Origin of the sequence: Bradyrhizobium sp., from assembly GCF_019244115.1 — a bacterium.
Taxonomy (GTDB): domain Bacteria; phylum Pseudomonadota; class Alphaproteobacteria; order Rhizobiales; family Xanthobacteraceae; genus Bradyrhizobium.
In genome coordinates this window covers 1-13,714 of record NZ_JAFATE010000159.1, presented here as the reverse complement: position 1 = coordinate 13,714, position 13,714 = coordinate 1, and the positions used below count along the sequence as shown (strand labels likewise).

The window sequence follows — 13,714 nt, the reverse complement described above, 5'->3', positions numbered from 1 at the left end:
ATGCGCGGCTCGGCGCCGGCGACTGGATGGTCGTTGAAGCCGACGAGAGCGACGGCACGTTCTTGAAACTGCCAGCCGATGTCGTCATCGTCACCAATATCGACCCCGAGCATCTCGATCACTTCAAGACATTTGAGGCAATCCAGGAGGCGTTCCGCAATTTCATCGAGAACGTGCCGTTCTACGGCTTTGCTGTGATGTGCACTGATCATCCTGTCGTGCAGACACTGGTCGGCAAAATCGAGGATCGCCGCATCATCACCTATGGCGAAAACCGCGAGGCCGATGCGCGGCTGATCGGGCTGACGCCGATCGGCGGCGGCTCGAAATTTTCGATTCTGATTCGCGATCACAAGACCGATACCAGGCACGAGATCGCCGACATCATGCTGCCGATGCCGGGACAACACAATGCGTTGAATGCCACGGCGGCGATTGCGGTTGCGCACGCGCTCGGCGCCTCCGATGACGCGATTCGTCACGCGATGGCAACGTTCGGCGGGGTCAAGCGGCGCTTCAGCCGCACCGGCGAAGCGGGCGGCATCACCGTGATCGACGATTATGGCCACCACCCCGTCGAGATCGCCGCCGTGCTGAAGGCGGCGCGCGGATCGACCAACGGCAAGATCATCGCAGTGGTGCAGCCGCATCGCTATACGCGGCTGCAGTCATTGTTCGAGGAATTTTGCTCCTGCTTCAACGATGCCGACGCCGTCGTTGTCGCCGAGGTCTATGCGGCCGGCGAGGCGCCGATCGACGGCATCGACCGCGACCATTTCGTGCAGGGGCTTCGCGCCCATGGCCATCGCGAGGTGGTGCCGCTGCAAAAGCCCGCCGAGCTTGCCGGCATCGTCAAGAACCTGGCGCATTCCGGCGATCTCGTCGTCTGCCTCGGCGCCGGCAGCATCACCCAATGGGCCTATGCGCTGCCCGCCGAATTGAAGGCGCTGGGATAACGTGGCGACCTTTCCCGACATCACGCCCGAACTGAAAGCCGCGATGCCGGATTTGCGCGGGCGATTGCTGGCGAATGAGAGCCTCGCGCCTTTGACTTGGTTCCGCGTTGGAGGTTGCGCGCAGGTCTTGTTCACGCCGGCGGACGAGGATGACCTCGCTTATTTCCTGAAGAACCTACCGGGCGAGCTTGCCGTTACGGTGGTCGGCGTCGGCTCCAATCTGATCGTGCGCGACGGCGGCGTTTTGGGCGTGGTGATCCGCCTCTCGCCGCGCGGGTTTGGTGAAGCGACGGCCGAAGATGACATCATCAGCGCGGGAACCGCTGTTCTCGACAAGCGCGTTGCCGAAGTTGCCGCCGCTGCAAGCCTTTCGGATCTGGAATTTTTTTTCGGCATTCCCGGCACCGTCGGCGGCGCACTGCGCATGAATGCCGGCGCCAATGGCGCGGAGACCAAGGACGTGCTGATCGACGCGGTCGGCATCGACCGCGCCGGCAACAAGCATATCCTCACCAACGCTGACATGAAGTTCGTCTATCGCGCGAGCGGCATTGATCCCGGCATCATCTTCACCTCGGCGCGCTTTCGCGGCACGGCGGCTGCGCCCGAGTCGATCCGCGCACGGATGAACGAGGTCCAGACCCACCGCGAGACCGCACAGCCGATCCGCGACAAGACCGGCGGCTCGACCTTCAAGAATCCGCCCGGCAACAGCGCCTGGAAGCTGATCGATGCCGCCGGCTGCCGCGGCCTCCGCGTCGGTGGCGCGCAGGTCTCCGAGATGCATTGCAATTTTTTGATCAATACCGGCAATGCGACCGGGCATGATATCGAGACGCTGGGCGAGACCGTTCGCGCGCGGGTGAAGGAAACGTCGGGAATCGAGCTGCAGTGGGAAATCAAGCGGATCGGGATTCCAGGTTAGAGTCATTCCGGGGCGCGAGCGTCAGTGAGCGAACTATGGTGCGCAATTGCGCACCTGAGAATCCAGAGGTGTGGCGCGAGATTCCGGGTCCGATGCTTCGCATCGCCCCGGAATGACGAAAGAAACGAGACGATGCGAATCACCATTCTGTTTGGCGGGACCAACAAGGAGCGGCTGGTGTCGGTCGCCTCGGCGCAGGCGCTTTGTGAGGCGCTGCCCGACGCCGACCTGTGGTTCTGGGACGCCGATGACAGCGTTCATGCGACGCAAGCTAAAACCTTGACCGCGCATACCCGGCCGTTCGAGCATGATTTCAAGCCCGACGGCCGTGGCATTGCGCGCACGATCGAGGACGCGCTGGATCAGGCCAGAGCCGATGATCGCCTGCTGGTGCTCGGCCTGCATGGGGGACGCGCGGAGAATGGCGAACTCCAGGCCGCCTGCGAAATCCGCGGCATTCCTTTCACTGGCTCAGGTTCGGCGTCCTCGAACCTCGCCTTCGACAAGGTCGCGGCCAAGCGCTTCGTCGCGATCGCCGGCGTGAAGGCGCCTGTGGGCGTCGCGCTCGCCGACATCGAGGAGGCGCTCGCCGAACATGGCCGGCTGATTGCAAAGCCCACGCATGACGGTTCGAGCTACGGGCTGATCTTCGTCAACGCGAAACAGGATCTCGTCGCTGTGCATACCGCGGCCAAGAGTGAAGGCTATTTGATCGAGCCATTCATCGCAGGCATCGAGGCGACCTGCGGGGTGCTGGAGCAGCCGGACGGCGCGATCCTTTCATTGCCGCCGATCGAAATCGTCCCTGCCGAGGGCGTGTTCGATTATCACGCAAAGTACATCGCCAAGGCGACGCAGGAGATCTGCCCGGGCCGCTTCGCGCCGGAGGTCACCGCCGCCCTCCAGGAGAACGCGATCAGGGCGCATCGCGCGTTGTCGTGCACCGGTTATTCGCGGTCCGATTTCGTCGTCTCGGAAAAGGGCATCATCTATCTCGAAACCAATACCTTGCCGGGACTGACCAAGGCTTCGCTTTATCCGAAGGCGCTCAAGGCCCAGGGCATCGGTTTTGCCGATTTTCTGCAACAACAAATCGTGCTGGCCGAGCGGCGAACGCGGAAGTAGCAGGGCGGAAGAGTGGTACCATGTTCCGGTATCGCCCAATGGGACACCGGTAAAATACTTAAAAATTTGGCTCAAACTCCTCAAAAGGCGGGAGAAAAAATCCCGCATCCGCACCAGTTTTACCTTTTGTTTACCAGGACGTCCGAAGGTTAACGCCGGCGGCGCATGTGGCGCTGGGCTTGCCGGGCGCGACCTCCTTGCGGATTTTCCGCTTCGACCACCGTCGACACCGTCCGGCAAGCTCAGAACGTCACCGGTTCCGTGGAGCCCCGCAAGCTTGCTGCGGGACGACATTTTGACTGACGAGCTGGTGCAATGGATGGTGCAGGACGCCTCGCTGCGACGCTGAGGCCCAAAGCTGACCTCAAGGCGGCCGCCCTTGGCGCCGTGATCCTGCTGCGCGAGCGGCTGGGATGGTCGCGCACGCGCCCCGCCAGACGATCGGGAAGCGCGCCAGCCAGAGTGGCGGAACGAAAGCCGCCGCCGCGCTTCGTCACGCAGATTGAGCGCTATCTGCCGCAGCGGGTCGGGGTCGCTGCGACCGTTCTGATGCTGCTCGGCAGCGCCGGTTTCGGCGTCGTCAAGGGTGGTCATCTCGACGATCTGACCGTGGCCTTCAGCGATACCCGCAACGCGCTCGCCAATTCGGCCGGCTTCCGCATCACCGCGGTTGCAATCAAGGGCCGCAAGCAGCTCAGCCAGGACGAAATCCTGGCGATCGGCGGCGTCACCGGGCGTTCGTCGCTGCTGTTCCTCGATGCCGGTGCGGTGCGCGGCCGACTGAAAGCCAATCCGTGGATCGCGGATGCCACGGTGCAGAAATTCTATCCCGGCCAGCTGCAGATCGACATCGTCGAGCGCAAGGCATTCGCGCTGTGGCAGCAGGACGGCCACCTCGCGGTGATCGCGGATGACGGCGCGGTGCTGGAGCCTTATGTCTCGCGCCGTTTCATCACGCTGCCGCTCGTGGTCGGCAAGGGCGCCGAATCTCGCGCCCGCGACTTCCTCGCGCTGCTGGCGCGCTATCCGCAGGTTCGCGAGGCGACCAAGGCCGCAGTCTTCGTCGGCGAACGGCGCTGGAATTTGCGGCTCAAGGATGGGCTCGACATCCGCCTGCCGGAACACGACCTCGACAAGGCGCTCGCCGAACTGAGCCGGCTCGACCAGGAAGATCATTTGTTCTCTCGCGACATCGTCGCAGTCGACATGCGTCTGCCGGACCGCCTGACTGTGCAGCTGTCCGATGACGCGGCAAAAGCCCGCGAGGACCTGTTCAAGGACAAGAAGCCCAAGAAGAAGGCCGGTGACGCATGAGCGGCCTCAATAACGCCCAGGCTCCCAAGACGCGCCCGACGCCCTCGCGGCGCATTGCGCTCGCAGCCTCGCTCGACATCGGCACCAGCAAGATCGCCTGCATGATCGCGCGGCTCCGGCCGTGTCCGGCGAACGGTGCGCTGCGCGGCCGCAGTCATGCCGCCGAGCTGATCGGCTACAGCCAGATCCAGTCACGTGGCGTCAAGGCCGGCGCCGTGGTCGACATGGCCGAGTGCGAACAGGCGGTTCGGCAGGCGGTGTCGCTGGCCGAGCGCATGGCCAAGGTGCGGGTCGAGTCGGTGCTGGTCTCGGTCGCCGGCGGACGGCCAATGGGACAATTGATCGAGGCCGCAGCCGACGTGCGCGGCGGCACTGTCACGCAAGCGGATGTGACCCGGGTCACCTCGACTGGCATGCGCCACGCCACCGGCGAGGGCCGCACCGTGCTGCATGCACTGCCAGTCGGCTACACGCTGGATGGGGTGAAGGGCATTCGCGATGCCAGGGGCATGGTGGCACGGCAGTTCGGCGTCGACATGCAAGTGGTCACGGCCGACGCGACGGTGGTGCGCAATCTGATGCTGGTTGTCGAGCGCTGCCATCTCAATGTCGAAGCCATGGCGGCGAGCCCGTATCTTGCCGGCCTCTCGGTCCTGACCGATGACGAGGCCGATCTCGGCGCCGCTGTTGTCGAGATGGGCGCGGGCACCACGACGATGGCGATCTACTCAGGTGGGCGTTTCGTGCACGCCAGCGGTTTTGCGGTCGGCGGAGCGCACATCACCATGGACCTTGCACGTGGCTTGAGCGTATGCATTGCGGATGCAGAGCGAATCAAGACGTTATATGGCACCGTGTTGACCGGCGGGTCCGACGCGCGTGAGCTGATGTCCGTACCGGCGGGGGATGGGCAGGATGTACCCCAGATCGTATCACAGGCCACGATTGCCAATATCGTCCGCCACCGTGCGGAGGAGATTTTTGAAATGGTCCGGGACCGGCTTGCGGATTCTCCCTTTGCAGCGGAGCCCAGGGGGCAGGTCGTCTTGAGCGGCGGGGCCTCGCAACTTACCGGCCTCGTTGAACTCGCAACCCAGACTCTCGGCCGTCCGGTGCGCATCGGCCGGCCGCTCGGCTTCGGCCGGCTGCCCAGTGAGGCGAAGACTGCGTCGTTCGCGGTCCCCACCGGGCTGCTGGTCTATCCGCAATACGCTCAGCTCGAACATGTCGAACCGCGGCATACGCGGCAGCTCGGAACAGGGACCGACGGCGGCTATTTCGGAAAGGTTGGACGATGGCTTCGCGAGGGCTTCTGATGACCCGTTTCCATTCCCTACGAATTTCAACATCTCCCGCGCCCGGCGGCCGGGGCGAACCCACGCTCGCGTAATCGAGAGGCACCCATGGCAGTCAACATCACCCCTCCTGACATCCACGAGCTGAAGCCGCGGATCACCGTGTTTGGCGTCGGCGGCGCGGGCGGCAACGCCGTCAACAACATGATCACCGCGGGGCTTCAGGGCGTCGATTTCGTCGTCGCCAACACCGATGCCCAGGCGCTGACCATGTCGAAGGCGCCGCGCATCATCCAGATGGGCACGCAGGTGACCCAGGGGCTGGGCGCGGGCTCGCAGCCCGAGGTCGGCGCCGCCGCCGCCCAGGAAGTCCTCGATGAGATCCGCGATCATCTCTCGGGTGCCAACATGGTGTTCGTGACCGCCGGCATGGGCGGCGGCACCGGCACCGGTGCGGCGCCGGTGATCGCCAAGCATGCGCGGGACCTGGGCATCCTCACGGTCGGCGTCGTCACAAAGCCGTTTCATTTCGAGGGTGCGCGCCGCATGCGCACCGCGGAGGCCGGCATCGCCGAGCTGCACAAGGTGGTCGACACGCTGCTGATCATCCCGAACCAGAATCTGTTCCGGGTCGCCAACGAGAAGACCACTTTTGCCGACGCCTTCGCGATGGCCGACCAGGTGCTGTATTCGGGCGTTGCCTGCATCACCGACCTGATGGTCAAGGAAGGCCTGATCAACCTCGACTTCGCCGACGTGAGGGCGGTGATGAGGGAGATGGGCAAGGCGATGATGGGCACCGGCGAGGCCTCCGGCGACAAGCGCGCGTTGACCGCGGCCGAGGCCGCGATCGCCAACCCGCTGATCGACGATTCCTCGATGAAGGGCGCGCGTGGTCTCTTGATCTCCATCACCGGCGGCAAGGATCTGACGCTGTTCGAGGTCGACGAGGCCGCGACGCGGATCCGCGAAGAGGTCGACCAGGACGCCAACATCATCGTCGGCGCCACCTTCGATGAAGCGCTCGACGGCGTGATTCGCGTCTCGGTCGTCGCCACCGGCATCGAGCAGGCGGCCATCGCCCGCGCCGTGACCGCGTCATCGGCCCCGTCCGCGCCTACAGCACCTGCTGCCACGCCAAGCACCGCCGGCGGCACGTCGGAAAGCCGCCTTGCTGATCTGACGGCGCGGCTGCGTGCAGACAACCAGCGCCTTGCCGAGCGGGCTGCCAAGCTCGAGGCCCAGCCGATGCCGGCCACAGCTCCGCAGCAGCCGCGCCCCAGCGTCAATATCGAGCGCGCGGCGCTGGCGGCGATTGCCGCCGCCGTCTCGCCCGAGGCGCCTGCTGCGTCAGCCGCTGCCGCTCAGCCCGTCTCCTATGGCGACGTCACGGTGCGGCCGATCGCCCAAAAGCCCTCGCTGTTCCCCGATCCCGAGACGCCGCGTCCCGAGTTGGCCGAGCCCACCACGCCGCCGGAAACGTTCATTCCGCAACTCGCCGAGCGGCCGCCGGTGCGCGCCCCGCGCATGCCGAAGTTCGAGGACCTGCCGATGCCGGCCCAGGCCGAGATTCGCCAGGCCCGCGGTGAGCCCGAGGAGGAGCATCCGCAGAAGGGCCGCCTGTCGCTGCTGCAGCGACTCGCCAATGTTGGTCTCGGCCGTCGCGATGAAGAGACCGAGCCTCCGGTGGCTGGCCGCGCGTCCGGTCCTGCCATGCCCGCGATGCCGGCCATGCCGCCGCTGCCGGATCGGAAGCCGCAGCGCACCGTCGCCCAGCAGATCGCGGCCAATGAGCCGGTATCGGAATATGCCCGCCGTCCGGCTCCGCAGGGCCTTGATAACCATGGCCGCCCGGCGCCTGTGGCGCCGGCGCCACAGGGTGACGATCATTTGGATATCCCGGCATTCCTGCGCCGGCAGTCGAACTGAGAATTGTTACAATGGAGACTGTGGAAAAGGTCCCGGCGCCCGGCGCCGGGACCTTTGCTTTTGGCCCGTAATTTTTCTGGTCTTTTTTCTCAAATCACTGATTTTAAATGATTAATCGTTTTATGTAGGGTTCGGTGACAAGCTGTGGATTACTCGCGTCAGTTGCAGAATTTGGTCGACCTTTGGCGCGATTGCGGCAGAGATAGGGTAACAATCCGTAAAGAAGCGTGAGTTGAGCTGTTCGGGGCTCTGACTAAGGTTCTGACGTGACTTGGGGAGCTTGAGCCTGAGTCGGCCGCGGGGATTGGCCGATCCAAGACTTAAGCTGGTTTCGTGGGCGGTTCTCGGATGAAATTTGGTCGGCAGACAACGCTTCGTGCGCAAGCCACCGTTACCGGTGTGGGCGTCCACACCGCTACACCTGTCAGCCTCACCATTGGACCTGCACCGGTTGATGCCGGTTTTATTTTTGTCCGCAGCGGCACTGATGGACGCGACCGCGAAGTTCATGCCAAGGCCGACGCCGTGGTTGCGACGCAGCTCGCGACGGTGCTCGGCGACCGCAACGGTCCGGTGGTGTCGACGGCGGAGCATGTGCTGGCGGCCCTGCGTGGCATGGGTATCGACAATGCGATGATCGAGATCGACGGCCCCGAAGTTCCGATCATGGATGGCAGCGCCGCCGCGTTCGTCTCCGCCATCGATCAGGCCGGAATTGTCAGCCAGTCCGCGTCGCGCCGCTTCATCCAGGTCTTGAAGCCTGTGCAGGTGGCGATGGGCGATTCGTTCGGCGAGTTGCGCCCCTACGCCTCCGGGTTTCGCGCCGAGATCGAAATCAATTTCACCAACCCGCAGATTGGTCGCCAGATCTACGCGCTTGATCTCAGCCCCGAGACGTTCCGCCGGGAGGTATCCCGCGCCCGCACCTTCGGTTGCATGAGCGATGTGGCCAGGCTGTGGAGCGCCGGCTTCTCGCTCGGCGCCTCGTTCGAGAACACGGTCGTGTTCGACGAGACGCGCCTGCTCAATCCCGAAGGCCTGCGCTTTGCGGACGAATGTGCCCGTCACAAGGTTTTGGACGCCATCGGCGATCTCGCGCTGGCCGGTCTGCCGCTGCTCGGCGCCTATCGTTCGGTCCGTGGTGGCCACAAGCTCAACCACGCCGTGCTGACCTCGCTGCTGGCCGATCGCTCCGCCTGGCGGGTGGTCGAAGCCGAGACCGCGCGCCGCGTGCGCAGCCACGCCGAACTCGGCAGCGGCATGGTCGGGGGCATGGTCGCCCCGGCCTTTGGGCCGGACGTGTCCTGATGGTTGTTTCTGTTTCGAATTGCGCGTGCCGTTGAAGCATTGTGAAATCGCGCTTTTTTTCCCCAAACTGGTCCGTGAAGAGACGGATCGAGGTGCCTTAATCCGGGCGAATTGCCTGCCTATGTGGTTGGTTAACGGAGTTTTTTCGGCTACATAGGCCCTGGCTGCGTTGAAGCATGATCCGGACCCGGAGGGCCGCGTTAGCGCAAAGTGCGCAGCGGTTTTCCCGAAAGATCATGCTCAAGAACAACGTGAAGCGCGATAGCCATTGCGCTTCAGCTGCCAAGGCCAGGGCAATCAGCGCGTCCACGACACATAAAGTCGTGGACCGCGCGGCAGGCGACGGGTTTGAAAGGCTCATGTCAGGACAGAATTTGACGCGCAGGCTGCGCGGCCTCTTCGTCAGCACCAGACGGCTGAGGCTTGCTGCATCGCTGGTTGCGCTTGCGATTCCCTTGAGCGGCTGCGGCACCGGCGCGCTCTGGGACAAGTTCATGGCGAAGGACGACACCTTCAACGAGGAGCCGGCGGACAAGCTCTACAATGAGGGCTTGTACCTGATGAATGAGCGGCACGATAACAAGGCAGCCTCCAAGAAGTTCGAGGAGGTCGACCGCCAGCATCCCTATTCCGACTGGGCTCGCAAATCGCTCCTGATGTCGGCCTATGCGTTCTACAATCAGGGCGACTATGACAGCTGCATCGGTGCGGCCAGCCGCTACGTCACGCTGCATCCCGGCAGTCCCGACGCGGCCTATGCGCAGTACCTGATCGCGGCGTCGCATTACGATCAGATTCCGGACATCAGCCGCGACCAGGGGCGGACCGAAAAGGCGATCGCCGCGCTCGAAGAGGTGGTGCGCAAATATCCGAACTCCGAATATGCCGTCAGCGCCAAGGCCAAGATGGAAGGCGCGCGCGACCAGCTCGCCGGCAAGGAGATGGATATCGGCCGCTACTATTTGCAGCAGCGCAACTACATCGCGGCCATCAACCGCTTCAAGACCGTGGTCACGCAATATCAGACCACGCGCCATGTCGAGGAGGCATTGGCGCGCCTGACCGAAGCCTACATGTCGATCGGCCAGGTTGGCGAGGCGCAGACCGCGGCCGCCGTGCTCGGGCATAATTTTCCCGACAGCAAATGGTACAAGGACACGTACAATCTCGTGAAGTCCGGCGGCTATGAGCCGGAGGAGAACAAGGGCTCCTATATTTCGCGGGCCTTCAAGAAGCTCGGCCTCGGCTAACGGCAGCTTGTCCCGGACGATGCGAAGCGTCGAACCCGGAATTTCGAGATTCCGGGTTTATCGTTGCGCGATGCCTCGGAATGACGGAATCACCTGGGCAGCGCTAGCGCAGGCGTGACGATTGGCTTCCGGCCGCGATTGGCGCCAATTTTGGCATCGAAAGGGCGCCCGCGATCCACTATTCTGGCGTTGCTGATTCAGAACTCATCGGTCTGACGGAGCGGGCGAAGGTTCGACTTTGCCCATCCGTACACGGGGACATTCTTTGGCATGCTGGCGCGTTTGTCGATCCGCGACATCGTCCTGATCGAACGGCTCGATATCGAGTTCTCCCGGGGTCTTGCCGTGCTGACCGGCGAGACCGGCGCGGGCAAATCCATCCTGCTCGATGCCTTTGCGCTGGCGCTCGGCGGCCGTGGCGACGCGGGTCTCGTCCGCCATGGCGCGGAGCAGGGGCAGGTCACGGCCGTGTTCGACGTGCCGAAAACCCATCCGGCGTCTTCGATCCTCACAGACAATGGTCTCGACGATACCGGCGAGATGATCCTGCGCCGCGTGCAGTTTGCCGATGGCCGCACCCGCGCCTTCATCAACGACCAGGCGATCAGCGCGCAGACGCTGCGGGCGGTCGGCGCGGCGCTGGTCGAGATCCATGGCCAGCATGACGAGCGCGCGCTGGTCGATGCCGCCACTCACCGCCAGTTGCTCGACGCGTTCGCAGGGCTGGAGAAGGAGGTCGCGGCCCTGAGCGAGCTCTGGGAGGCGCGGCGCGGCGCCAATGCGGCGCTGGACGCGCATCGCGCCGGCATGGAGCGTGCCGCGCGCGAGGCGGATTACCTGCGCCACGCCTCCGACGAGCTGAAGGCGCTCGCGCCGCAGGACGGCGAGGAGACCAAGCTTGCCGAACGCCGCACTGCCATGATGCAGGGCGAGAAGATCGCGACCGACCTGCGCGAGGCGCAGGAGGAAATCGGCGGCGATCACTCGCCGGTGGCGGCCCTGTCGGCCGCGGTGCGCCGGCTCGAACGCCGCGGGGCCAGTTCGCCGGCCCTGGTCGAACCGGCGGTGCGGGCGATCGACACGGCGATCAACGCGCTGGAGGAGGCGGACCAGCATCTCGCCCGGGCACTCGCGGCCACCGATTTCGATCCGGCCGAGCTCGAACGGATCGAGGAGCGGCTGTTCGCGCTCCGCGCCGCCTCACGCAAATATTCGACCGCGGTCGACGGGCTCGCGGCCCTGGCCGCAAAGTATGCCTCCGACGTCGCCCTGATCGATGCCGGCGCCGAGCAGCTCAAGGTGTTGGAGGCGGCGGCGGGCGAGGCCGATCGCCGCTATGCCGCGGCGGCCGAAAAGCTCTCCGCAGCGCGCAAGAAGGCCGCGGACAAGCTCAACAGGGCGGTCAATGCGGAGCTCGCGCCGCTCAAACTCGACCGCGCGAGGTTCATGACGGAGATCGTCACCGACGCGGCCGCGCCAGGGCCCCAAGGGATCGATCGGGTCGAGTTCTGGGTGCAGACCAATCCGGGCACCAGGCCGGGCCCGCTGATGAAGGTCGCTTCCGGCGGCGAGTTGTCGCGCTTCCTGCTGGCGCTGAAGGTCGTGCTGTCGGATCGCGGCTCGGCGCCGACGCTGGTGTTCGACGAGATCGACACCGGCGTGGGTGGCGCGGTCGCGGACGCCATCGGGGCGCGGCTGGCACGGCTCGCGGGCCAGGTGCAGGTCATGGCGGTGACGCATGCGCCGCAGGTCGCGGCCCGCGCCGACCAGCATCTTCTGATTTCCAAAGACACGCTCGACAAGGGCAAGCGGGTCGCGACCCGCGTCAACATGCTCGCCGCCGAGCATCGCCGCGAGGAAATCGCCCGCATGCTCGCCGGCGCCGAGATCACCGCCGAAGCCCGCGCCGCCGCCGAGCGGCTCTTGCGCGCCGCCACGGCGTAGCTCTTCTCCCTCCCCCGCGTGCGGGGGAGGGCCGGGGTGGGGGCGCCGTCTGGCGAATTGCCGCCATCTTTCATCCGTGCTCCCTTCGCTGTATTCAAGCGTCATGGCCAAGACCGCAAACAAGCCAGCAAAAGCAGCGAAGCCGCTTCCCGCAGTTGCCGACCTCACCAAGGCGCAGGCCAAGGTGGAGCACAAGCGGCTTGCGCTCGAGATCGAGACCAACGATCGGCTCTATCACCAGGAAGACGCGCCGAAGATCACGGACGCCGCATATGACGCGCTGCGCCAGCGCTTCAACGCGATCGAGGCGCGGTTTCCCGAATTCGTCAGCGCCGAGTCGCCGTCGCAGAAGGTCGGCGCAGTGCCCTCCGGCAAGTTCAAGAAAGTCCGCCATGCCCTGCCGATGCTCTCGCTCGACAACGCATTTGCCGAGGAGCACGTGCGCGATTTCGTCGGCCGCATCGAGCGGTTTCTCAAGCTGAAGGACGAGGAGATCGCGTTTTCTGCCGAACCAAAGATCGACGGGCTGTCGATGTCGCTGCGCTACGAAGGCGGCGAACTGGTGACGGCGGCGACCCGCGGCGACGGCGCCGAGGGCGAGGACGTCACCGCCAACATCCGCACGCTGAAGGACGTGCCGCAGAAGCTCAAGGGCCGCAACGTGCCTGAAATCTGCGAGGTGCGCGGCGAGGTCTATATGACCAAGAAGGCATTTCTGGCGCTGAACGAGCGGCAGAAGGCTGAAGGCGGCACCATCTTCGCCAATCCGCGCAATTCGGCCGCGGGCTCGCTGCGGCAGAAGGATTCGTCGATCACCGCGTCGCGGCCGCTCGGCTTTTTTGCCTATGCCTGGGGCGAGATGAGCGAGATGCCTGAAGCAACTCAAACCGGCATGATCCACTGGTTCGAGCGCTGCGGCTTCCATACCAATCCGCTGACAAAGCTCTGTCGCTCGGTCGATGAACTGATCGCGTTCCACCACAGCATCGAGGAGCAGCGCGCCGAGCTCGACTACGACATCGACGGCGTCGTCTACAAGGTCGACCGCATCGACTGGCAGGAGCGGCTTGGCTTCGTCTCGCGCACGCCGCGCTGGGCCATTGCGCACAAATTTCCGGCCGAGCGCGCCATGACCGTGCTGCGCGACATCGAGATCCAGGTCGGCCGCACCGGCTCGTTCACCCCGGTCGGCAAGCTCGAACCGGTCGGGGTCGGCGGCGTCATCGTGCAGAACGTGACGCTGCACAATGAGGACTACATCAAGGGCATCGGCGGCGGCGGCGAACAGCTGCGCGAGGGCCGCGATATCCGCATCGGCGACACCGTGGTGATCCAGCGCGCCGGTGACGTGATCCCGCAAGTGGTCGATGTCTTGGTCGACAAGCGGCCGAAGGGCGCCAAGGAGTTTCACTTCCCGAAGAAGTGCCCGTGCCCGCTGCACACCGATGTGGTGCGCGAGGAGACCGCGACCGGCGAGGAGGGCTCCCGCGCCCGCTGCAGCGGCGAGTTCGCCTGTCCGTATCAGAAGATCGAGCATCTGAAGCTGTTCGTGTCACGAAGGGCGTTCGACATCGACGGCCTCGGCGAGAAGCAGCTGCAATACTTCTTCGACGAGGGTTGGGTAAAGGAGCCCGCCGACATCTTCACGCTGCAAAAGCGCAACAACAA

10 protein-coding genes are annotated in these 13,714 nt (G+C 64.8%); all 10 read left to right on the top strand.

What is annotated here, in order from left to right:
* Window positions 1-956 (top strand): UDP-N-acetylmuramate--L-alanine ligase (locus tag JOZ76_RS07190; RefSeq protein WP_291697932.1); only part of this gene is annotated, 956 nt, incomplete at its 5' end.
* A gap of 1 nt (window position 957) precedes the next feature.
* On the top strand, window positions 958-1,881 hold the full coding sequence (murB, locus tag JOZ76_RS07185; protein WP_291697931.1) for a UDP-N-acetylmuramate dehydrogenase: 924 nt from the start codon (window positions 958-960) through the stop codon (window positions 1,879-1,881).
* 132 nt (window positions 1,882-2,013) lie between these two features.
* Window positions 2,014-3,006, top strand: a complete 993-nt coding sequence (locus JOZ76_RS07180) for a D-alanine--D-alanine ligase family protein (RefSeq protein WP_291697930.1) — start codon at window positions 2,014-2,016, stop codon at window positions 3,004-3,006.
* A gap of 315 nt (window positions 3,007-3,321) precedes the next feature.
* Window positions 3,322-4,320: a cell division protein FtsQ/DivIB gene (locus JOZ76_RS07175; protein ID WP_291697929.1), complete on the top strand. Its 999-nt coding sequence runs from the start codon at window positions 3,322-3,324 to the stop codon at window positions 4,318-4,320.
* A complete protein-coding gene (gene ftsA / locus JOZ76_RS07170; RefSeq protein WP_291697928.1) occupies window positions 4,317-5,636 on the top strand; it encodes a cell division protein FtsA in 1,320 nt (439 codons plus the stop codon). Before JOZ76_RS07175 ends, ftsA begins: the two co-directional genes overlap by 4 nt.
* A gap of 87 nt (window positions 5,637-5,723) precedes the next feature.
* Window positions 5,724-7,544: a cell division protein FtsZ gene (gene ftsZ, locus JOZ76_RS07165; protein WP_291697927.1), complete on the top strand. Its 1,821-nt coding sequence runs from the start codon at window positions 5,724-5,726 to the stop codon at window positions 7,542-7,544.
* 348 nt (window positions 7,545-7,892) lie between these two features.
* On the top strand, window positions 7,893-8,852 hold the full coding sequence (lpxC, locus tag JOZ76_RS07160; protein ID WP_291697926.1) for a UDP-3-O-acyl-N-acetylglucosamine deacetylase: 960 nt from the start codon (window positions 7,893-7,895) through the stop codon (window positions 8,850-8,852).
* Between the two features lie 359 nt (window positions 8,853-9,211).
* Window positions 9,212-10,102, top strand: a complete 891-nt coding sequence (locus JOZ76_RS07155; protein WP_291697925.1) for an outer membrane protein assembly factor BamD — start codon at window positions 9,212-9,214, stop codon at window positions 10,100-10,102.
* A 270-nt stretch (window positions 10,103-10,372) separates the two neighbouring features.
* Complete coding sequence (gene recN, locus JOZ76_RS07150) at window positions 10,373-12,046, top strand: DNA repair protein RecN (RefSeq protein ID WP_291697924.1); 1,674 nt, start codon at window positions 10,373-10,375, stop codon at window positions 12,044-12,046.
* Window positions 12,047-12,149: 103 nt separating this feature from the next.
* A partial coding sequence (ligA, locus tag JOZ76_RS07145) for an NAD-dependent DNA ligase LigA (protein WP_291697923.1) occupies window positions 12,150-13,714 on the top strand: 1,565 nt, incomplete at its 3' end.